This window comes from Nocardia sp. NPDC004123 (assembly GCF_053603795.1).
This window is the reverse complement of the sequence record NZ_JBSGGG010000033.1, coordinates 16,404-36,935: the sequence shown is the minus strand read 5'-3', so window position 1 is coordinate 36,935 and position 20,532 is coordinate 16,404. Positions and strand designations below refer to the sequence as shown.

Below are 20,532 nucleotides of genomic sequence, written 5' to 3'. Positions count from 1 at the left end.
TGACCTCTGTCTTCAGCATTGCTCTGCCTCTCCTCGGACCCGGTCCGCGGTGTCCGCGATCAGGTCCAGTAGTTCCTCGTGCACGCCGGGGGCGGCGGCCAGCACCGAACCGGATTCGATGGTCCAGCCCCGGCCCTGCAGGTCGGTGACCACGCCGCCGGCGGCCCGCACCAGGGCCACGCCCGCGGCGTTGTCCCACGGATGATGTCCGAACACCACGGCCCCGCCCAGAATTCCCGAGGCGGTGTAGGCCAGGTCGATGCCGGTGGAGCCGTACATGCGCTGGCGGCCGGACAGCCGGCTCAGCGCACCCAGCAGGTTGAAGCGGAAGATGCCCGGAATCCGGCCCGCCCCATCGATATTGAAGCTGCCGAAGCCGATCGGCGCGGTGGCGAGCTTGGCCGGGGCCAGGCTCGGCAGCGGGTTGCCGTTCAGCAGCAGCGGGCCGTCCGCGACCGCCGCGTAACGCTGGCCCAGGATCGGCAGCCAGGTCAGGCCGATGACCGGGTCGCCGTCGCGCACCAGCGCCAGCAGCATGCCGCACATGGGGCTGCCCGCCGAATAGTTGAAGGTGCCGTCGATGGGGTCCAGCACCCAGGCGGTGCCGGAGATCAGCTGCGGACCGCCGAATTCCTCACCGTGCACCGGGATTCCGGTGCGTTCGCCCAGCCGCTGCGAGATGGTGCGCTCGAGCTCCAGGTCGAGTTCGGTGGCGAAGTCGTTGCGCCCCTTCTCGACCGCGCTCGGCGCTCCGATGCCCTCGACGAAACGCGGTGCGGCGGAGTCGAGAACCGCACTGGCGATGCCGAGCAGTTCGGCGAGTTCGGCGGCCACGGCGCTAGCGAACCGCGGCCAAGGCTTCGGGCAGGGTGAACCGGCCCGCGTACAGGGCCTTGCCGATGATCGCGCCCTCGACGCCCTCGTCCACCAGCGTCGCGATGGCACGCAGGTCGTCGAGCTGGGAGATGCCGCCCGACGCGATGACCGGGGCCTCGCAGGCATTGGCGACCTGGCTCAGCAGGTCCAGGTTCGGCCCGGTCAGCGTGCCGTCCTTGGAGACGTCGGTGACCACGTACCGCGAGCAGCCGTCGCGCTCGAGGCGCTCGAGCACCTCCCAGAGGTCGCCGCCGTCGGTCACCCAGCCGCGTCCGCGCAGCCGCCACTCGCCGTCGATGAGCTTCACATCCATGCCGACGGCGATCCTGTCGCCGTACTCGCCGATGGCCCGGGCACACCACTCCGGATTCTCGATCGCCGCGGTGCCGAGGTTGACGCGCGCGCAGCCGGTGGCCAGCGCGGCCTTCAACGACTCGTCGTCCCGAATCCCGCCCGACAGCTCGACCTTCACATCGAGTTCGCCGATCACCTCGGCCAGCAGTTCGCGGTTGGAGCCCTTGCCGAACGCGGCGTCCAGGTCGACCAGATGCACCCACTCGGCCCCGGCGTGCTGCCAGGCCAGCGCGGCGTCGCGCGGCGAACCGTAGCTGGTTTCGCTGCCCGCCTCCCCCTGAACCAGGCGCACAGCCTCACCATTGGCGACATCGACGGCAGGTAGCAGCACAAGACTCACGGGGTAAGCCTAGTGGTTGCCCGCCGTCCCACCGACCGCAGGGTGAACCGCGTCAGCCGCCCACCGCGCGGCGGGAACGATTGTCGGGGCGGGGGCACGCGGGCGGGGGCACGCTGTTGGGAGGTCGGGGTCGTCGATCGACGGGAGCTCGCTGTGCTGGAGGCGGGGTCAGCCGTCTCGGGTATGGGACTCGAGGACGCGGTTCAACGTCAGGACGAAGTTGGCGCGTTCGGCGGCGGTGAAGCCCGGGAGTAGTTCTCGCTGGGCCGCTTCCAGGCGTTCGTCGAGGTCGGCCAGGTGGGCCCGCCCGGCGGGGGTGAGCGTGAGGGTGTTGCGGCGGCGGTCGGTGGGGTCGGGGGTGCGGTGGACGAGGCCGCGGTCGGCCAGGTCGTTGACCGCGGCGACCACGTCGCTGCGGTCGATGCCGGTACGGCGGCCCGCCTCGGCCTGGCTGAGAGGGCCGTGTTCGTCGAGGGTGGCGAGCAGGGCGTAGTGGTAGCGGCGGGAACCGGTGGGCTCCAGCGCTTTCTCGGTGCAGCGGTTGGCGATGATCGCGACCTGGCCGATGAGGCGGGTGGGAAGAGCGCGCAGCCGGCCGGAGGCGCCTTCGGGCGCGGTGTCCATGAGAGGAATCTAGCAACACTTGTTGGGGACACCCACAATCGGTTACATTGGTTTCACCAACATTGGAGCCACCAACAATCTCGTCGAAAGACCGTAGCCATGAACGCGATCGACACCACCACCCGGCAGTTCCAGGATCTGGCCGACAAATTCGAGATCACCGAGCTGGTCCACCGCCTCGGCCGTGCCCTCGATGAAGGCGACTGGGAGGAGCTCGCCGCGCTATACACCGCCGGTGCCACCGCCCGCACCCCCGGCGGTCTGGCCACCGGCCGCACCGCCCTGGTCACCCAGGCCGGCCGAAACCACTCCCCCGACCGGCAGATCCAGCACGTCATCAACGGCATCCTGATCGATCTGGACGGCGACACCGCCAAGGTCCGGGCCAACCTCCTGGTCGTCTTCGCCTGGGGTCCGGCCCAAGACCCGACCCTCGGCTCGCAGCCACGCCTGACCCTGGGCGAGGTCTATCGCTTCGACGCCGTCCGTACCCCCGACGGCTGGCAGTTCTCGAGCGTGGCCTCCAAGCCCATCTGGTCGGTCGGCACCCGGCCCGAGCCAGCGGCGGCCTAGAAACGCCGAAACCCCCGCCGGGAGCGGGGGTTTCGGTCGTTTCGGGGGCCGGTCAGATCGAGTCGACCCAGTTGCGCAGGAGCTGGGCTCCGGCGTCGCCGGACTTCTCCGGGTGGAACTGGGTGGCCGACAGCGGGCCGTTCTCCACGGCGGCGAGGAATGGGACGCCGTGTTCGGCCCAGGTCAGCTTGGCCGGGGCGATCTGGCTGCCGCCGTCGTCGGTCCAGGCCCAGTGCTGGGCGGCGTAGGAGTGGACGAAGTAGAAGCGGGTGTCGGCGTCCATGCCCGCGAACAGGACGCTGTCCTCGGGAGCCTTCACCGTGTTCCAGCCCATGTGCGGGAGGACGGGGGCGTCGAGACGCTCGACGGTGCCGGGCCATTCGCCGCAGCCCTCGGTTTCCACTCCGAATTCGACGCCGCGTTCGAACAGGATCTGCATGCCAACGCAGATGCCGAGCACCGGGCGGCCGCCGGAGAGGCGCCTGCCGATAATGCGGTCACCGCGCACGGACAGCAGGCCCGCCATGCAGGCCGCGTACGCGCCGACACCGGGGACCACGAGACCGTCTGCGTTCAAAGCGATTTCGGGGTCGGCGGTGATGGTGACGTCAGCGCCGGTGCGGGCCAGGGCGCGGCCGGCGGAGTGCAGGTTGCCGGAGCCGTAGTCGAGCAGGGCGATCGTCTTGGTCATAGCGAGCCCTTCGTGGAGGGGACGCCGGACACGCGCGGGTCGTATTCGACGGCGGCGCGCAAAGCCCGTGCCACGGCCTTGTATTCGGCCTCGGTGATGTGGTGCTGGTCGCGGCCGTAGAGCACGCGCACGTGCAGGGCGATGCGGGCGTTGAGCGCGATGGACTCGAACACGTGGCGGTTGATCACGGTCGAATACGACGCGGTCGGCGCCACGCTCGGAATGATGGTGTGCAACATGTGGTCCGGCTCGCCGGTGTGCACGCAGTACGGCCGCCCGGACACGTCGACGACGGCGTGCGCGAGGGTTTCGTCCATCGGGATGAAGCAGTCGCCGAAGCGGCGGATGCCCTTCTTGTCGCCGAGCGCCTGGCCCAGGGCCTGGCCGATGACGATGGCGGTGTCCTCGACGGTGTGGTGGGCCTCGATCTCGATGTCGCCCTTGGCCTGGACCGTCAGGTCGAAGCTGCCGTGCTGGCCGAAGGCGGTCAGCATGTGGTCGTAGAAGGGGACGCCGGTGGAGATGTCGGTCTTGCCGGAGCCGTCCAGATTGAGCTCCACCACGATGCTGGATTCGCGGGTGGTGCGCTCGACCCGGGCGATGCGGTCGGCACGGTCGGTGGTCATCGGGCGATCAGCTCCTCGGACGCCAGTTTCGCGCTGACGCGCAGGAATTCGTCGTTCTCGGCGGCCAGGCCGATGGTGGTGCGCAGGTAGCCGGGGATGCCGACATCGCGAATGAGCACGCCCTCGTCGAGGTAGTGCTGCCAGGCGCGCGGCGCGTCGGCGAAGCGGCCGAACAGCACGAAGTTGGCATCCGACGGGATGACCTCGTAACCCAGCTCGGTCAGCGCCGCCATGACCCGGTCGCGCTGCGCCGCCAATTCGGCCACGCTGCCCAGGGTTTCGTCCGCGTGCCGCAGCGCTGCCCGCGCCGCGGCCTGGGTGACCACGGACAGGTGGTAGGGCAGGCGCACCAGCAGCATGGCGTCGACGACCGCGGGTGCGGCCACCAGGTAGCCCAGCCGCCCGCCCGCGAAGGCGAACGCCTTGGACATGGTGCGGCTGACCACCAGCTTGGTGGGGTACTTGCCGATCAGGCTGATCGCGCTGGGCGCGGAGGAGAACTCGCCGTACGCCTCGTCCACCACCACGATGCCGGGCGCGGCCGCGAGGATGCGTTCCAGGTCCGCGAGCGGAATGCTGTGGCCGGTCGGGTTGTTGGGGCTGGTTACGAAGACCACATCGGGGTTCTTCTCCCCCACCGTCAGCACCGCGTAATCGATGTCGAGGGAGAAGTCGCCATTGCGCTTGGCCTCGATCCACTCGGTGTCGATGCCCTCGGAGATGATCGGGTGCATCGAGTACGAGGGCACGAAACCCAGTGCGCTGCGGCCGGGTCCGCCGAACGCCTGCAGCAGCTGCTGCAGGATCTCGTTGGAGCCGTTGGCGGCCCACACGTTCGCCGTGTCCACCGCGACGCCGGTCTGCCGGGTCAGGTAGGCGGCCAGATCGGCGCGCAGCCCCACCGCGTCGCGATCCGGGTACCGGTGCAGGTCGGCGGCCGCGGCGCGCACGGATTCGGCGACGTCGTCGACGAGGGCCTTGCTCGGCGGGTGCGGGTTCTCGTTGGTGTTCAGCTGCACCGGAACGGCCAATTGCGGTGCGCCGTAAGGACTCTTGCCACGCAGGTTCTCCCGCAGCGGCAGATCGTCGAGCGAGATATTCGATCCGGGGACGATGACGGTGCCTTCTTCCAGGCCGGCCTGGGCGCTCACCGCAGCTCTCCGAATCGCGCCTGCACGGCCTGGCCGTGTGCGGGCAGGTCCTCGGCATTGGCCAGTGCGACCACGTGCCCGGAGACGTCCTTCAGCGCCGCCTCGGAGTACTCGACGACGTGGATGCCGCGCAGGAAGGTCTGCACGCTCAAACCCGAAGAGTGCCGGGCGCATCCGGCGGTGGGCAGCACGTGGTTGGAGCCGGCGCAGTAGTCGCCGAGGGACACCGGCGACCACGCGCCGACGAAAATCGCTCCGGCGGAACGGACCCGGGCCGCGACCGCGGACGCGTCGGCGGTCTGGATCTCGAGGTGCTCGGCGGCGTAGGCGTTCACCACGCGCAGGCCCTGGGCGATGTCGTCGACCAGCACGGTGCCGGACTGCTTGCCCGACAGCGCCTCCGCGACGCGGTCGTGGTGCTTGACCACGGTCATCTGCGCGGTCAGCGCCGCGTCCACGGCGTCGGCGAGCTCGACGCTGTCGGTCACCAGCACGCTGGCGGCCAGCACGTCGTGCTCGGCCTGCGAGATGAGGTCGGCGGCCACGTGCACCGGATCGGCGGTGGCGTCGGCGAGAATGGCGATCTCGGTGGGCCCGGCTTCGGCGTCGATGCCGACCAGGCCGCGGCACAGCCGCTTGGCGGCGGTCACATAGATATTGCCCGGGCCGGTGATCAGGTCGACCGGTTCCAGCTGTGCGCCATCGGTGTCGGTGCCGCCGTAGGACAGCAGCGCCACGGCCTGCGCACCGCCGACCGCCCACACCTCCTCGACGCCCAGCAGCTTGGCGGCGGCCAGGATGGTCGGGTGCGGCAGGCCGCCGAACTGGGCCTGCGGCGGCGAGGCGACCACCAGCGAGTCCACGCCCGCGGCCTGCGCGGGAACCACGTTCATGACCACCGAGGACGGGTAGACGGCATTGCCGCCCGGGACGTACAGGCCGACCCGCTCCACCGGCACCCACCGCTCGGTCACGGTGCCGCCGGGCACCACCTGGGTGGTCTTGTCGGTGCGGCGCTGATCGTCGTGCACCTTGCGGGTGCGCTCGATGGCGACCTCGAGGGCCGCGCGCACGGCCGGGTCCAGCTCGGCCAGGGCCTTGTCCAGCTCGGCGGCGGGCACGCGCACCGCGGCGGGCCGCACACCGTCGAACCGCTCGCTGAATTCCAGCGCGGCCTCGACGCCCCGATCCCGGATGGCCTCCACGACCGGTCGCACATGATGCAGCACCGAGTCCACGTCGACGCCCCCACGCGGCAGAGCCGCGCGCAGTTCGGCAGCAGTGGGAGTACGTCCGCGCAGATCCACGCGGGCGAGCTCGATGCGGCTAGTCATAGCGCTGTGCAGTCCTTGTCTGTGCTGATGTCGAGGGGTTCGCGACACGGCCGAAACCGCTTGCGACCAGCTACCAGACTATCGGGTCACCGCCAGCGCTTTACGTCGCGGCCGAGCTCGCGCGGGTGTTCCCGGCCCGCGACCCGGGAACACCCGCCGGACCGGCGGTTATGAGACGCTGGCCGCGGCACCGCTCAGACCGTGCTGCGGGCGGCCTCGGGACCGAAGCGAGCAGCCACCAGATGCTGCTGGGCGAAGGTCCACGCGTTCTGGGTGACGAAGTAGAGCAGGATGGCGATGGGCATCACCGGGCCGACCAGCAGTGCTCCGGCGGGGAAGACCCACTGCGAGAGCGTGTTCATGATCCGGACCTGCGAGCCCGCCGCGCCTTCGGCGGGTTGCGGCTGCCGGGCGACGGCGGCGCGGGCGGTGAAATGGGTCGCGATCGCCGCGACGATCATCAGCGGAATCGCCACGGCGGCAACGGTTCCGAAGGACGAGCCGGCGGTGGACAGGGTGGCCTCCAGCGGTGCGCCGAACAGTTTGGCGTCCAGGAAGGACTGCACCTGCGTGGCATTGAACACGTAATTCTGAGTGTGACCTGGCTGGAAGGACCGCAGCACGTGGTAGAGGCCGATGAAGACCACCGTCTGGCCGATGATCGGCAGGAAACCGGTCAGCACATTGACGCCGGACTCCTTCTGCAGCTCCTGCATGGCCAGCGCCTGCTGCTCCCGGTCGCCCGCGTGCTTGCGCTTGATCTCCTGCAGCTTCGGCTGCATCTCGGCCAGCGCGCGGGAGAACTTCAACTGCGCGATGAACGGCCGGATCAGCAGGGCCCGCAGGGTCATGACGAGGAAGACGATGGCCAGCACCCAGGCCAGGCCACTGGTCGCGCCGAGCAGCGACGCGAAGGCGGTGTGCCACAGCCACAGCACGGCGGACACGGGATAGTAGATGAAATCGAGCACGGAGTACCTCGCTGCGCAGCGCCCGCACACGGGTGCGGGCGAAAGGAATTCGGGACGGCGGAGAACCCGACAGCGCGCACGACCGGGACAGGTCGTGCGGGCGCGGTCAGGCCGCGAGGACTCCGGGTGCGCGCGGCCGCGGGCGGCCCGGGGCGTCGGGATTGCTCTGCCGCAGGAACGCGCCGCGGCGCCGCCGTCCGGCCGATTCCGCCGGACCGGTGTGCGCGGTGGCCGCGAGCCGCGGACCGCGCGCCGACAGCACCGCCGCGGTCACCGCGACCAGCGCGGCCGCACCGAGGACGAGCAGCGAATCGGGGGTGGCGGCGGCCAGATACAGCACCGCCCACGCGGAGACCACGAGCGCGCACAGCAGCAGCGCCGTCGATCGAATCCGCGTACCCATGCGCCCGACCCTACCTGCGTTCCCCATCCCCGGCACCCCATGTGCCGGACGCGACATGCCCCGCCCCCGGACCGCACCGTATCCGGCTCGGGCGCACCCTGATCCGGGCCCCCGCGCGACCGCGCCCCCACCGGGGACACCGGCGGGGCGCGAGGATCGAGGGCTCGACCGCTATTCGGCGACGAGGCGGCGGATGATCATGGGCTCGGCCACGATGCCCTCCAGGACTCCCGCCACGTGCTGGAAGTGCTCGGTGGCGAAGTGCTTCTCCAGGGCATCGGCGTCCTGCCATTCCTCCACCACGACCATGTGGGCCGGGTCGTTCGGGTTGGTGAAGGGCTGATAGGACAGGCAGCCGGGTTCGGCCAGGGAGGGTTCGATCATGGCTTCCAGGGCGGTGCGGAGGCGGTCCTCCTGGCCGGCGGCGGCGTGCAGTTCGGCGACGACGTGCAGGGTCATGGTGGTGTGCTCCTTCGGGAGTGGATGCTCGGTTTTCGGATCTTGGTGACGCTCAGTGCTGGATCGGGCCCTCACCGGCGCCGGTGGTGCGCAGCGCGGTCGCGATGGCGTCCAGGTCGGCGGGAGTCAATTCCAGTGCGGCGCCGCCGATCCACCCGTCGACCTGCTCGGGCCGGCGGGCGCCGGCGATGGCGCCGGTGACGCCGGGCCAGGTCAGGGTCCAGGCGATCGCGACGGCGGAGACGGTGGTGTCGTGGGCCGCCGCGATCGGACGCAGTGCGTCCACCAGCGCGAGATTGCGGTCGAGTTCGGTGGTGAACTCCGGGAAGCCCTTGCGCCAGTCGTCATCCGGCAGGCTCGCGACGCGTTCGGCCGAGAAGGCGCCGGTGAGCAGGCCGGAGTGCTGCGGCTGGTAGACGATGCCGCCGGTGTGATGCGCTGCGGCCCAGGCCAATTCGTCCGCCGCGCCGCGCTTGATCAGCGAGAACTGCGGCTGGATGGCATCCACGTGGGCAATGGACTCGGCGATCTCCAGTTGCGGCACATCGTGATTGGACAGGCCGATGGCGCGCACCTTGCCCGCCCGCACGAGGTCGGCCATGGTCTGCCAGTACTCCGCGAGCGGGGTCGCGGAGGCAGGGTCGACGCCGTCGGGGTCCGAGAAGTCCAGGGAGGCACCGGTATCGGGCCAGTGCACCTGGTACAGGTCGATGCGCTCGACGTTCAGCCGGCGCAGCGAGTCCTCGACCTCGCGGCGCACGCTGGCGGCGGCCATGATCCGCTTGGGCGCGGCGGCGCGGTCGTTCTCGTCCCAGACCAGCCCGGCCTTGGTGAAGACGAACGGCCGATCGGCCTCGGGCAGTCCGCTGATCGCCTTGCCGACCACCTCCTCGGAGTGGCCGAGTCCGTAGACGGCGGCGGTGTCGATCCAGTTGACGCCGGCCTCGACGGCCCGGCGGATGGTGGCGATGGAATCGGCGTCGTCCTGTGCGCCCCAGGTGTAGCGCCAGCCCGAACCGCCGACGGCCCACGCGCCGAATCCGATCCGGCTGATGTGCATGTCGGTGGTGCCGAGCTGACGGGTGGGGAGAGAGGTCATTGTGTGCTCCTCGTGTGGCTTTCGCCGTCCGTTGCGGCGCTGAGCACTACTTTCGCCGGATGCGAGCGGGGCAAACAGTGCCGCGTCTGCCTGGGCACCGCATGACCAGGATGCGGCGCCGGATGGAATTCGCCGCGCTCATGGTTACCGAAGGCATGACCTTGGACCGTCGCGCCGAACTCGGTGAATTCCTGCGCTCCCGCCGCGCCCGGCTCAGCCCCGCGGAGGTGGGCCTGATGGATCACGGTGCGCGCCGCCGTGTTCCGGGCCTGCGCCGCGAGGAGCTGGCGCTGCTGGCCGGGGTCAGCGTGGATCACTATGTGCGCCTGGAACAGGGCCGCAGCCTGCAGTTCTCGGAGTCGGTGCTGGATGCGGTGGCGCGGGCACTGCGACTGAATCAGGTTGAGCGCGACCATCTCTACCGCCTGGCCCGCCCGTGGTCGGGTGAGGAACCGCCCGCCGTGCAGGAGGTGCGCCCGGGTCTGCGCCGGCTGCTGGACGCCGCCCACGACGTCCCGGCCTACATCGTCGGCCGCGGTGTCAGCGTCCTGGCGTGGAATCGGCTGGCGGCGGCCCTGATCACGGATTTCGGCGCGCTCCCGCCCGCGCAGCGCGACTTCCTGCACCTGGTCTTCCTGGACGAGGGCGCGAAGGATCTCTACGAGGACTGGGACGACAAGGCCGCCGACACCGTGGCCTACCTGCGCCTGGATGCCGCCCGCAATCCCGGCGACCCGCGCATCACCGCCCTCATCGGCGAAATGAACACCCGGAGCGCGGAATTCGCGGAGCTGTGGCAGCGGCACGAGCTCAAGGACAAGACCCACGGGCGCCATATCTACCGCCACCCGATCGTGGGCCGTCTGGAGCTCGGCTTCGAAACCCTCCGTCTCCCCGACGATCCCGATCAGGCGCTGGTCGCCCACCACGTCGAACCCGGCTCCCCCAGCGCCGACGGACTACGGCTGCTGGCCTCCCTCGCCGCCGATCCGGCGAAGCTCTGCTGAGCAAACCCACCCCTGTAACGCAGTGCGCCGCACCGGAAAACCGGTGCGGCGCAGTGTGCTGCCGGAATTACTTGGTGTCGCTGTCGATCTGCAGGCTGCCGCCGCCGGCGTCGATCACCCGCATGCTCACCGATTTGGTCGGGCCGTTCTTGGTCTGCAGCGAGTCCAGCACGATATCGGCCGAACCATCGGGGTCGACCGTGCCGCCGCCATTGGCGCCCCGGATGCTCGAGTACTTCTGGACCGGGTTCCCGGTCCAATACGTCTGGAATGCCTGCTGACTGCCGTAGACCTGCTGAGCGGCGGGGGTCAGCAGCTTCCAGGCATCCGAATACCGGGTGTAGGTCACGTCGTCCCAGAAGGACTGCACCGCGTCGACGGCGGCGTCGAAGCTGACCGTCCCGGCGCTCTTGGTCTGGCCGAGGCCCGAGGGCACGCCCTTGGTGGCGCTGGCCGTGACCGACGCCTTCACCGAGCTGCTGTTCGTGCCCGCGCCGGAGGTGCTGCTCGAACCGGAGTTGCCGAACAGGCCGTACGCGATGCCGCCGGCCACTACGACCACCGCGGCCATCAGGATCAGCACCAGCTTCTTCTTGGAGCCGGAATCCGAATCCGGTTCGGGCGCCGGATGATTGCGGGTCGGCGGGCCGGCGTTCATGGGCGGGCGCGGCGGCGGGGTCTCCAGCAGCTGTGCCTGGCTCATGGCGCCGGTCGGGATGTCGGCCGACTGACGGCGCTCCATCTGCCGGGTGGTCTGCCGGGGCGTGGAGCGCTGGGCGGCGCCGGCCGACGGGGTGGCCGGGCCCGAGCGCCGGGCGGCCAGCACCCGGGTGGCCTCGGCATCCGGGCCGACCTCGGCGAATTCGGCCATGATGTCGCGCACGTCGAGCATGCTCGGCCGGTCCTCCGGCTCGAAGCTGAGCAGGCTGAGCAGCAGATCGCTGAGCGGTCCGGCATTGCGCGGTTCGCTGATCTGGCCGTTGGCGGCCGCGTACAGCAGCGCCAGCGGATTCGGGTTGGTGCCGTAGGGCGGTTCGCCTTCCAGTGCGTGGAAGAGCGTGGCGCCCAGGGCGAATACGTCCGCGGCCGGCGTCGGTTCCGCTCCGCGCGCGACCTCGGGGGCGAGGTAGGCGGCGGTGCCGGAGATGAGTCCGGTGGCGGTCAGCGTGACATCACCCTTGGACTTGGCGATGCCGAAGTCGGTGATCTTCACGGCGCCGTTGTCGCCGAGCAGGATGTTGCCGGGCTTGACGTCGCGATGGACGATCCCGGCGCGATGCGCGGCGATGAGCGCGGATGCCACCTGTTCGCCGATGCGGGCGACCTGCGGCAGCGGCAGCGTGCCCTGCGCGGACAGCACCACCGCCAGACTCTGCGACGGCAGATACTCCATGACCAGGCACGGGTCACCCTCGTGCTCGGTGATGTCGAATACGACGATGGCGTTCGGGTGCTGGAACCGGGCCGCGTTGCGAGCCTCGCGTGCGGCGCGCTGCCGCACGATGTCCTTGTCTGCATCCGACAGGCTCGGCTGGGTGAGGATCTGCTTGACCGCCACGGAACGTTCGAGCCGCTGATCCACGGCTCGCCAGACGACACCTGTGCCGCCGCTACCAATCCGTTCGACCAGGCGGTAATGCCCTGCGATCACTTGGCCGGTTTCGATGGCACTACTCCGAAGTTCTCCGAGATGACTGTGACAATGCGGTTGCCCGCGCGTTTCCCCGCACGAGTGTAGCGGGCGTCGCGCGGATCTCCGACGTCAGCGTGAGATATGAGCGAGATCTCGGTGAGATCTACACCGCAATCGAGTGACCGCCGCGTAACCGGTTAGGCGAACCCGCTGGTCGAAGCCCATCTATGACGGGACATAGACCAATTGGTTTGGTGCGTGTTTGCTCCCACACACCGACGGCGTTCAGCTACCTTTCACCCCCGAAGCCGGGGCGGGGACCGCCGCGGGCCACTCGGCGCGCGTCAATTGCGCCGCGTCCGCCTGGTCGAGCTCGACGTCGAAGACCTCGGCGAGCACCTTCGGCAACTCGGCGACCTCGAGTTCGCGCACCTCCTCCGAGCCGTCCGGGTAACTGGTGGTCCAGGTGGTGCCGTCCAGCTGGTGGTGCACCTCGGCGTGGAAGCGCTGCACGAACGGCCGCGTGGTGAACGGCGAACGCGCCGAGGTGGACACGTAGTGGTTCCCGACCGCGAAATCGACGCGGTACTGCGGGGTGGTGACGAAGGTGTGGCGGTCCACCCAGCCGTCCCGGCCGAACTGGTACAGCGTCCACAGCTCGCCGCCGGCCGCGTCGACGGACCGCTCCAGCCGGAAACGCCATGCGCCCGCGCTGAATTCACCGCGATCGGGAGCCAGCTCGATCGGTTCGACCGGCCCCCACCCGAAGCCGACATCACACAGCCAGCGGCGATCGTCGTCCACGGCCTTGACCCGCAGCAGCGCGTGGGTGGCCGGGCGCAGGTTGGTCGCGCCGCGCGTGACGCGGGCCGACATGGCGGTGAACTCGAAGCCGAGCCGCTCCAGCGCGGCGGCGAACAGGCCGACGTTCTCGTAGCAGTACCCGCCGCGCCGCCGCCGGATCAGCTTGTCCTGCAGCGCTTCCGGATCCAGCGGGATGCCGCGGCCGAGAATGATCTCCAGGTTCTCGAACGGGATGGTGGTGGTGTGGGCGCGCACCAGTTCGCGCAGGGTGGCCAGGGTGGGCATGCGCTCGCCGGTGAATCCGATCCGGGCCAGGTAGGCGTCCAGGTCGAGGTCCGCGCCCTGCCAGGTGTACGAGGGGTCCGCCGGTGTGGTCATCGCTGCCTTCCTGTTGCGCCGAATTCGCCAAGATCAACGGTATTCGGCGGGAAAGTGTTCCGGCGGCAGCGGGTGCCGGATCAGCGCACGGAGTCGGCCAGGGTGGGCAGGCCCTCGCGATAGGTGGGGTACATCGGCTTCCAGCCCAGGTCGGCGCGCGCCTTGGCGTTCGAGACGCGGATGGAGAAGTCCAGCATCTGGGCGGCCGCCAGCGGTGAGGCCATGCGCACCAGGCGGGCCGGGAGCCGGCGCGGCGGCCGCGCGCCGACGGTCTCGGCCATGGCGTCGAACATGGTGTCCCAGGTGATCGGCTCGTCGTCGACGATGTTGTACGCCTGGCCGGCGCCGCCGCGTTCGAGGGCGGCGACGGTCGCGGCGGCGGCGTCGGCGAGGTGGACGAAGCCGACGTATCCGGTCCCAGTGCTCGGCAGCGGGAACATGCCCAGCCGCAGCGCCCGCACGAAGCTCTCCGACGCGCCGGGACCGTAGAACAGGCCGTAGCGCAGGGCGATTCCGTCGATGCCGGGTGCGCGCCAGGCGCTCGATTCGGCCTCGTGCAGTGCGCCGATGATGCCGTCGGTGACATCGCCCTGGATGCGGCCGAACGGGTCCTGCTCGGTCACCAGCCGCGAGCCGTGGTCGCGCAGACCGTATCCGACGATCAGCGACTGGGTGAGATAGCGCCGCGCCCCGGTGCGCTGGGCCAGCTCCACCAGATGCTTGCTGCCGATCTCGCGTAACGCGTTGGTGCGCAACAGACCCGGCGCGTGATAGTGGGTCGGCGGCGAGTACCGGTAGGAGGTGAGCTGGTGGATGACCGCGTCGGCGGTCAGTCGTTCGGTGGCGCGCATCAGGTCCGAGCGGTCCATGACATTGGCGACCAGCGGGGTGGCCCCGAGCGAGCGCGCGACCTCGGCGCCGCGACCGCCGCGGGTGAGCGCGTACACCTGATGCCCGGCCTGCCGCAGCGCCGTGACCAGTGGCCGCCCGATCGCTCCCGTCGCACCAGCCACCACGACTTTCATTGCGCCTCATCCCGTCTCACCGCGCCGATATCGACTGCGAGCCTACTGTCCGGGGACGGGATCGGGTGGATCGTGGTCAGCACCGAACGGCCGCGCTCAGGCCGCGCATTTGGCGTTCGGAGGCGCGGGCGGGGCGGTGTTCACGCCGGCCGCGACATCGACGAGGTAGTCGTGGTCGCCGCCCAGCGGCTCACTGCCGAGCAGCAATCGCTGGACCGCACAACCGGATTCGAAGAACACCGGATTGATGCCGTGGTCGCCGGGCACCACGCGGCCCTCCAGATCACGGCCGCTGACCACGGTGTACATGGAGACCGGGTGGCCGGAGAGGGTCAGTGAGGCGCGCATTTCGAGCGACTGGGTGTAGGGCACCAGGGGGTCGGCGGTGCCGTGCAGCAGGACCGCGCGCTTGACGTCCATGCGGTTGGTCATGAGCGCCGGCGACCGGTCGAGGTAGGACTGCAGGCAGGCCGCCGGGGTGCAGCCGCCCGCGTCACGTTCGATCTCGGCCCGCAATTGTGGTCCGGCCAGGCCGGATTCGAGCCAGGCGGTGACGTCGTCGGCGTGACCGAAGGTGTCGACCCAGTAGTCGTAGGTGCCGGACGGGGCATAGGCGGCGGCCAGCCCGCTGGTCACACCGCCCTGACTCCAGCCCCAGAGCACCGTGGGACCGATGCCGGGGTGCTCGCCGCGGTACCACTGGGTGGCCGCGACGGTGTCGCGCCAGCCCGCCCAGACGTTCCACTCCCCGGTCCGCCAGGTGCCGGCGTCGGAGCGCTGATCCATGGTGACCAGGGCCGCGCCGGTCTGCCGGACGATCGAGGCCAGGTAGTCGGGGAAGTCGCTCGCGCTGCCGGCGTGGCCGTGCACCGCCACGATGAGTCCGCGGGCGCCGCCGTCGGGTTCGTAGACCCGGCCGGTGGCGGTCTCACCGTCCACCGTGAGCGTCACCGGCCGCATCGACACGTCGCCGGGCGGCTCGCTCGAAACCATCGGGGCCGCAACCACCGTCGCCGCGAACACGCCCGCGACCGCACCGACCACCCGCATCCCTCGCCAACGGACACCCACGCCCGGCATCGTCGCATGTGCGCGGGGCCCGGCCGGGTACCCACGCCGGGCGATTTCCCGGGCGCGGGGTGCCCGCGGATTCGGATGGCGGAGGCTAGGATTCGACCATGCGTTCGATGGATGCCGCGGAGCGGCGGGCTCGGCTGGGGGTGCGGCACCGGCTGGCCGCCGGGGTGCGCGGCGACGCGGTCGAGCAGATCGTGCGGTCGATGGTGGTGCTGCACGCCACCGATCCGGCCACCGTGTACCTGTCCGTCGCGGCGCGCGGAGTGGGGATCGAACCCGGGCACGTGGAACAGGCGCTCTACGACGATCGGACGCTGCTGCGCATGCTGGCCATGCGGCGCACCATGTTCGTCGCGCCGGTCGACCTGGTGCCGGTGCTGCAGGCGTCGGTGGCGGATGCCTTGGCGCACAAGCAGCGCAAGACCTACGGGCGGTACATCGAACAGTCCGGGGCGGTGACGGGCAATGTCAGCGCTTGGCTGAACGAGGTCGAGGCGGAGACGCATGCGGCGCTGCTGGCGCGGGGCAGCGCGACCGGGGCGCAGTTGAGCAAGGAGGTGCCGCGCCTGCGGACCCAGGTCGACACCGCGCCGGGCAAGCCGTATTCCAAGCCGACCAATATCACCACCTGGGTGCTGGTGACGCTGGGTTGCGAGGGCCGGATCGTGCGCGGGCGGCCCAATGGGAGCTGGGCCAGCAGTCAGTACACGTGGGCGCCCATCGAATCCTGGCTGCCGGAGGGGATTCCGGCGGTGCCGGTGGACGAGGCGCGGGCGGATCTGGTCCGGAAGTGGTTGCGCGCCTTCGGTCCCGCACCGGTGAGCGATCTCAAGTGGTGGACCGGGTGGACGCTGGGCGAGGTCCGCAAGGCGCTCGCGCCGGTGGATACCGCCGAGGTCGACCTGGGTGGCGAGACCGGCCTGGTTCTCGCCGACGATCTGGAATCGACGCCCGCCCCGGAACCCTGGGCCGCGCTGCTGCCCGCCCTCGACCCCACGCCGATGGGCTGGCAGTCCCGGGACTGGTACCTCGGCCCGCACCAGCCCGCGCTCTTCGACCGCAATGGCAATGTCGGCCCGACGGTGTGGTGGGACGGCCGCATCATCGGCGGCTGGGCGCAGCGTCCGGACGGCGAGATCGTCTGGCGGCTGCTGGAGGACGCAGGCTCCGACGCCGAGCGCGCCATCGCCGCGGAAGCCGAACGCATGGGGGCGTGGTACGGCGATATCCGCCCGATTCCCCGATTCCGAACGCCGCTCGAACGCGAGCTCACCGCCTGAGCCGCGCGCCGGCACTCCGTCGAATACCGCCGCGCCGGTCCGCGATCCGGGCCGCAGATCGGCTGCGAGTTTGCGATCGAATGTCGATCTCATTGCACGGCAGGGTATTCGACGGTTGTGGCCCGGCCCGGACACTACTGTGAGGTTGCTGCCCACGAGTATTCGGAGAAATTCTGCGGGCCTACCGGGCGGCAGGCTGTTACTGTCGGCATTGTTATTCGCACGATCCGGGCCGGGATACGGGGAGATCCAGGGGTTCGGCGAGTTTTCGGAGTGTGTCATGGCGTTGACGAATCGGCTGGTCTCCCCGGCTGCACCGCACATCGATTCGGCCGGCGCGCCGCACGGTAACTCCGCCGAGGGGCGGCCCGCACCCGCGCCGCCGCGAAACGACCTGTGGGGCGACGCCTTCCGGGATGCGGCGCTGGGTATGTGCGCGGTGCTGTCGGCGACCGACGGGCGCATCGATCCCGCGGCGCGCATGCGGGTCGCGCAAATGGTCGGCGCGCACGAGGTCCTGCGCCTGCGTTCCCCCGAGGACCTGCGAAATCTGTTCGAGGACAATTGCGCCCGGCTCATCATGGACCCCGCGTTCGGGCACGCCTACGTGATGGCGCAGATTTCCAAGGCCACCGATTTTCCCGAGCAGGCGGCCGCGGTGGTGCGGATCGGGCTGGTCGTCGGGCAAACCGACGGCGAACTCGGCGCACACGCGCTCACGGTGATTCGCGAGGCTTGTCAGGTTTTGCGTCTGGACCCGCACGAATTCGGTCTGTAAAGCCCTCTGGCTTTTGCTGGACATTGCCCGGAGCCGTCCCGCATTCTTGGAGCGTTTGCTGCCTAGCGAGGGGATTCACTCTGCATGGCGATCCAAGGGTTCCTCAATATTCTGCTCGACACCGTCCACCCCAATCGGGGCTGGCGGTACTGCGGCTGGTGCGAAGGCACCGGGGCCGCAGGCTATTCCGACAGCGGGTCGGCGATCCTGTGCACCGGCTGCGGCGGCATCGGCTGGCTCGTCGATCCGCCCGTGTACCGGCGCTGACCAGACGATTCACCCCCGGCGGAGTGGCACACCGGGGGTGAATCGACGGAAAGGGCTGTCTCACATATCGAGTCCGAGGTCCAGTACTCGGACCGAGTGGGTGAGCGCGCCGACGGCCAGGTAGTCGACGCCGGTGCGGGCGTAGTCGGCCGCCATGTCCAGCGAAAGTCCGCCCGAGGACTCGAGTTTGGTGCGCGGCGACCGGGTGTTGCGGCGCTGTACGGCCGCCTGGGTGGCCCACAGCGGGAAGTTGTCCAGCAGCACTAGTTCCACGTCCTCGGCGAGGACGGCGTCGAGCTGGTCGAGGCTGTCCACCTCGACCTCGCACTCGATGTCCGGGTTCAGTTCCCGCACAGCGCGCAGCGCGGCAACCACCGAGCCCGCGGCCACCACGTGGTTGTCCTTGATGAGCGCGGCATCGCCCAGCCCCATGCGGTGATTGACGCCGCCGCCGACCCGCACCGCGTACTTCTGCAGGGCCCGCAGGCCGGGGAGGGTCTTGCGGCTGTCGCGGATGCGGCAACCGGTGCCCGCCACCGCGTCCACCCACTGGGAGGTGGCGGTGGCGATTCCGGACAAGTGGCACACCAGGTTCAGCAGCGTGCGCTCGGCGGTGAGCAGCCCGCGGGTGGGTGCGGCCAGGCTGAGCACGACGTCACCGGGCTGCACCCGGGTACCGTCCGCGACGCGGCCGGTGACCTCGTAATTGCCCGCGCCCAGCACCTCGTCGAGCACGAGCAGGCCGACATCCAGCCCGGCCACCGTGCCCGGCTGGCGAGAAGCCATGTCCGCCTTGGCGACCGCGTCCGCGGGCACCGTGGCCAGCGTGGTGATATCGGGCCCGTACCGCAGATCCTCGTCGAGGGCGGTGCGGATGAGCGCGACCACCGCGTCGCGGTCCAGTCCGGCGTCGAGGGTCATTGCTGCACTCCTTCTTCGATGACGTGTCCTGCGCCCCGGGCGATGCGGTTCCGGACCGCAATGTCGTTCCTGACCGCGAAGCCGTGCGAGACGGCGAGCCCCGGCATGACGGCCGGGCCCGTCACGAGGCGACGGGCACGGCGGCCCGGCCCCACGCCTGCCCCGGCTCGATGCTGTCGGCAACGAGCTTCGGCCGCCCGTCGGACCCGAGCCGCACCGCGATGCTGCGCCGCAGTTCCTCCCGCGGCTCCGGGTAATCCGACCGCGTATGGCAGCCGCGGCTCTCGGTGCGCGCCGCCGCCGCGACCAGCAGCGCCCGCGCGGTCAGCGTGAGCGCGGAGTCCTCCAGCTCGCGAATGATCGCCGCCGCCGAATCGGAGTGCGCGACTGCGCCATCGCTGGACGCGTCCACGGCATCGTCGGCCCGGCCGACAGCTGCGCCGTTCCCGTTCAGCGCCCATTCGACGGTGATGCCGGGCGCGGCATTGTCGGCGACCAGGCCGACCATGCGCAGGACGGCGGCGCGCAGGCCGTCACCGTCGCGAACGACCGAGGCGTGCTCGGTCATCAGCTCCTGCAGCAACTTTCGATCCGCACGGGGGAAGCGTAGCGGGCCGACCTCGGCGATCGGGCGGGCCGCGCCCCGGCGTTCGGCGGCCGCCACGCCCGCGCGCTCGCCGACCACCAGGCCCTCGAGCAGGCTGTTGGAGGCCAGGCGATTCGCGCCGTGCAGGCCGGTGCGGGCCACCTCACCGGCGGCGTACAGACCGGGCACCGTGGTGCGGCCGGCGGTGTCGGTGAGGATGCCACCGCACTGGTAGTGCGCGGCCGGCGCGACCGGGATCAGATTTGTGGTGGGGTCGATGCCCGCGGCCAGGCACGAGGCGGTGATGGTCGGGAAGCGTTGCGGGAAGCCCTCGATCGAACGGCCGTCGAGGTACACGTGGTCGGTGCCGAGCTCGTGCATGCGGGCCGCGATGGCGCGGGAGACCACGTCGCGCGGGGCCAGATCGCCGCGCGGGTGCACGCCCGCGGTCACCGAATTGCCTTCGGAATCCACGAGAATCGCGCCCTCGCCGCGCACCGCCTCGCTGATCAGCGGGCGGCGCCCCAGGCCGCCGGGCGTGAACAGCACGGTGGGGTGGAACTGCAGGAATTCCAGGTCCGCCACCAGCGCCCCGGCCCGCAGCGCCAGCGCGATGCCGTCGGCGGTGGCCCCGGCGGGATTGGTGCTGCACGCGTACAGCTGGCCCAGCCCGCCGGTGGCGAGCAGCACGGCGGGCGCGTGCACGATGCCGAAGCCCTGGCCCGACACCACGATGACACCGCGCACGCCCTCGGGCCCGGTCACGATGTCGAGCACGACGGCCCCGAACAGCACCGGCAGTCCGGCCGTGTTCAGCGCCCGCTGCACCTCGGCACCGGTGGCGTCTCCGCCCGCGTGAATGATGCGGCGGGTGCTGTGGCCACCCTCGCGTGTCCGCGACACCTGACCATCGCGCCCGAGATCGAACACCGCGCCCAGATCGGTCAGCGCGGCCACCGCGTGCTGCCCGCCCTCGACGATGGACCGCACCGCGTCGGCGTCACACAGTCCGGCCCCGGCGACCACGGTGTCCTGCACGTGCGATTCCACCGAATCCCCGTGCGGTGCAACGACCGCGATCCCGCCCTGTGCGTACTGCGTGGAGGTGTCGGTGGGCCCGCCCTTGCTGAGCGTCAGCACCCGCAGCCCGCGTAGGGACGCGGTCCGCGCGGCGGTCAGGCCGGCCACCCCGCCACCCACGACGACGAGATCCGCCTCGGCTTCCCAGGTGATGGAAATCGATGTATTCACCATTGCTCATCCCTCCCCTGACGG

22 protein-coding genes are annotated in these 20,532 nt (G+C 70.4%); 5 read left to right on the top strand and 17 right to left on the bottom strand.

The annotated features are described in order from the left end of the window. Positions 1-12: 12 nt before the first annotated feature. The 3 genes from ACWEQQ_RS37610 to ACWEQQ_RS37600 all read right to left on the bottom strand — a co-directional run bounded on the left by ACWEQQ_RS37610 (position 13) and on the right by ACWEQQ_RS37600 (position 2,194). Complete coding sequence (locus tag ACWEQQ_RS37610; RefSeq protein WP_452351555.1) at positions 13-834, bottom strand: inositol monophosphatase family protein; 822 nt, start codon at positions 832-834, stop codon at positions 13-15. A gap of 4 nt (positions 835-838) precedes the next feature. Next, entirely contained in the window at positions 839-1,570 is a 732-nt protein-coding gene (priA, locus tag ACWEQQ_RS37605) for a bifunctional 1-(5-phosphoribosyl)-5-((5-phosphoribosylamino)methylideneamino)imidazole-4-carboxamide isomerase/phosphoribosylanthranilate isomerase PriA (RefSeq protein ID WP_452341157.1), read from the bottom strand. 168 nt (positions 1,571-1,738) lie between these two features. Beyond that, positions 1,739-2,194, bottom strand: a complete 456-nt coding sequence (locus ACWEQQ_RS37600; RefSeq protein WP_452341156.1) for a MarR family winged helix-turn-helix transcriptional regulator — start codon at positions 2,192-2,194, stop codon at positions 1,739-1,741. Positions 2,195-2,293: 99 nt separating this feature from the next. Between ACWEQQ_RS37600 and ACWEQQ_RS37595 the strand changes: the two genes are divergently transcribed. Next, the gene (locus ACWEQQ_RS37595) at positions 2,294-2,767 is read left to right on the top strand and encodes a nuclear transport factor 2 family protein (RefSeq protein WP_452341155.1); all 474 of its coding nucleotides are present in this window, start codon (positions 2,294-2,296) and stop codon (positions 2,765-2,767) included. A 52-nt stretch (positions 2,768-2,819) separates the two neighbouring features. On the opposite strand, the gene hisH is transcribed toward ACWEQQ_RS37595, so the two are convergent. From hisH to ACWEQQ_RS37555, 8 genes are all read right to left on the bottom strand, one after another. Further along, entirely contained in the window at positions 2,820-3,458 is a 639-nt protein-coding gene (gene hisH, locus ACWEQQ_RS37590) for an imidazole glycerol phosphate synthase subunit HisH (protein WP_379402130.1), read from the bottom strand. After that, positions 3,455-4,084, bottom strand: coding sequence for an imidazoleglycerol-phosphate dehydratase HisB (gene hisB, locus ACWEQQ_RS37585; protein ID WP_354846012.1), 630 nt, complete (start codon positions 4,082-4,084; stop codon positions 3,455-3,457). The genes hisH and hisB overlap by 4 nt, the downstream gene beginning before the upstream one ends. Continuing rightward, positions 4,081-5,235, bottom strand: a complete 1,155-nt coding sequence (locus ACWEQQ_RS37580; protein ID WP_452351554.1) for a histidinol-phosphate transaminase — start codon at positions 5,233-5,235, stop codon at positions 4,081-4,083. The genes hisB and ACWEQQ_RS37580 overlap by 4 nt, the downstream gene beginning before the upstream one ends. After that, complete coding sequence (hisD, locus tag ACWEQQ_RS37575) at positions 5,232-6,569, bottom strand: histidinol dehydrogenase (protein WP_452341152.1); 1,338 nt, start codon at positions 6,567-6,569, stop codon at positions 5,232-5,234. Before hisD ends, ACWEQQ_RS37580 begins: the two co-directional genes overlap by 4 nt. Positions 6,570-6,763: 194 nt before the next feature. Beyond that, a complete protein-coding gene (gene yidC / locus ACWEQQ_RS37570; RefSeq protein ID WP_452341151.1) occupies positions 6,764-7,540 on the bottom strand; it encodes a membrane protein insertase YidC in 777 nt (258 codons plus the stop codon). Positions 7,541-7,646: 106 nt separating this feature from the next. Beyond that, positions 7,647-7,943 carry a DUF6412 domain-containing protein gene (locus ACWEQQ_RS37565; RefSeq protein WP_452341150.1) on the bottom strand — a complete coding sequence of 99 codons (297 nt, stop codon included), beginning with the start codon at positions 7,941-7,943 and terminating at the stop codon, positions 7,647-7,649. A gap of 171 nt (positions 7,944-8,114) precedes the next feature. After that, positions 8,115-8,402, bottom strand: a complete 288-nt coding sequence (locus tag ACWEQQ_RS37560; RefSeq protein WP_452341149.1) for a putative quinol monooxygenase — start codon at positions 8,400-8,402, stop codon at positions 8,115-8,117. Between the two features lie 52 nt (positions 8,403-8,454). After that, the gene (locus tag ACWEQQ_RS37555; protein WP_452341148.1) at positions 8,455-9,501 is read right to left on the bottom strand and encodes an aldo/keto reductase; all 1,047 of its coding nucleotides are present in this window, start codon (positions 9,499-9,501) and stop codon (positions 8,455-8,457) included. Between the two features lie 122 nt (positions 9,502-9,623). Between ACWEQQ_RS37555 and ACWEQQ_RS37550 the strand changes: the two genes are divergently transcribed. Further along, a complete protein-coding gene (locus ACWEQQ_RS37550; RefSeq protein ID WP_452351553.1) occupies positions 9,624-10,508 on the top strand; it encodes a helix-turn-helix transcriptional regulator in 885 nt (294 codons plus the stop codon). 67 nt (positions 10,509-10,575) lie between these two features. Here ACWEQQ_RS37550 and ACWEQQ_RS37545 read toward each other — a convergent pair whose 3' ends face one another. The 4 genes from ACWEQQ_RS37545 to ACWEQQ_RS37530 all read right to left on the bottom strand — a co-directional run bounded on the left by ACWEQQ_RS37545 (position 10,576) and on the right by ACWEQQ_RS37530 (position 15,419). Continuing rightward, positions 10,576-12,159: a serine/threonine-protein kinase gene (locus ACWEQQ_RS37545; protein ID WP_452351552.1), complete on the bottom strand. Its 1,584-nt coding sequence runs from the start codon at positions 12,157-12,159 to the stop codon at positions 10,576-10,578. Positions 12,160-12,426: 267 nt separating this feature from the next. Then, entirely contained in the window at positions 12,427-13,323 is an 897-nt protein-coding gene (locus tag ACWEQQ_RS37540) for an arylamine N-acetyltransferase family protein (RefSeq protein ID WP_452351551.1), read from the bottom strand. Positions 13,324-13,403: 80 nt separating this feature from the next. Beyond that, complete coding sequence (locus ACWEQQ_RS37535; RefSeq protein WP_452351550.1) at positions 13,404-14,348, bottom strand: NAD-dependent epimerase/dehydratase family protein; 945 nt, start codon at positions 14,346-14,348, stop codon at positions 13,404-13,406. Positions 14,349-14,444: 96 nt separating this feature from the next. Further along, the gene (locus tag ACWEQQ_RS37530) at positions 14,445-15,419 is read right to left on the bottom strand and encodes an alpha/beta hydrolase family protein (RefSeq protein WP_452341143.1); all 975 of its coding nucleotides are present in this window, start codon (positions 15,417-15,419) and stop codon (positions 14,445-14,447) included. Positions 15,420-15,526: 107 nt separating this feature from the next. On the opposite strand from ACWEQQ_RS37530, the gene ACWEQQ_RS37525 reads away from it, so the two are divergent. From ACWEQQ_RS37525 to ACWEQQ_RS37515, 3 genes are all read left to right on the top strand, one after another. After that, positions 15,527-16,705, top strand: coding sequence for a winged helix DNA-binding domain-containing protein (locus ACWEQQ_RS37525; protein ID WP_452351549.1), 1,179 nt, complete (start codon positions 15,527-15,529; stop codon positions 16,703-16,705). A 280-nt stretch (positions 16,706-16,985) separates the two neighbouring features. After that, on the top strand, positions 16,986-17,483 hold the full coding sequence (locus ACWEQQ_RS37520) for a tellurite resistance TerB family protein (protein ID WP_452341141.1): 498 nt from the start codon (positions 16,986-16,988) through the stop codon (positions 17,481-17,483). Between the two features lie 84 nt (positions 17,484-17,567). Beyond that, positions 17,568-17,750, top strand: coding sequence for a hypothetical protein (locus ACWEQQ_RS37515; RefSeq protein WP_364626387.1), 183 nt, complete (start codon positions 17,568-17,570; stop codon positions 17,748-17,750). Positions 17,751-17,810: 60 nt separating this feature from the next. Here the strand turns inward: ACWEQQ_RS37515 and nadC are convergent, their stop codons facing one another. Together nadC and ACWEQQ_RS37505 are read right to left on the bottom strand one after the other, a co-directional pair. Continuing rightward, entirely contained in the window at positions 17,811-18,671 is an 861-nt protein-coding gene (nadC, locus tag ACWEQQ_RS37510) for a carboxylating nicotinate-nucleotide diphosphorylase (RefSeq protein ID WP_452341140.1), read from the bottom strand. 121 nt (positions 18,672-18,792) lie between these two features. Next, positions 18,793-20,511 carry an L-aspartate oxidase gene (locus ACWEQQ_RS37505; RefSeq protein ID WP_452351548.1) on the bottom strand — a complete coding sequence of 573 codons (1,719 nt, stop codon included), beginning with the start codon at positions 20,509-20,511 and terminating at the stop codon, positions 18,793-18,795. Positions 20,512-20,532 lie beyond the last annotated feature (21 nt).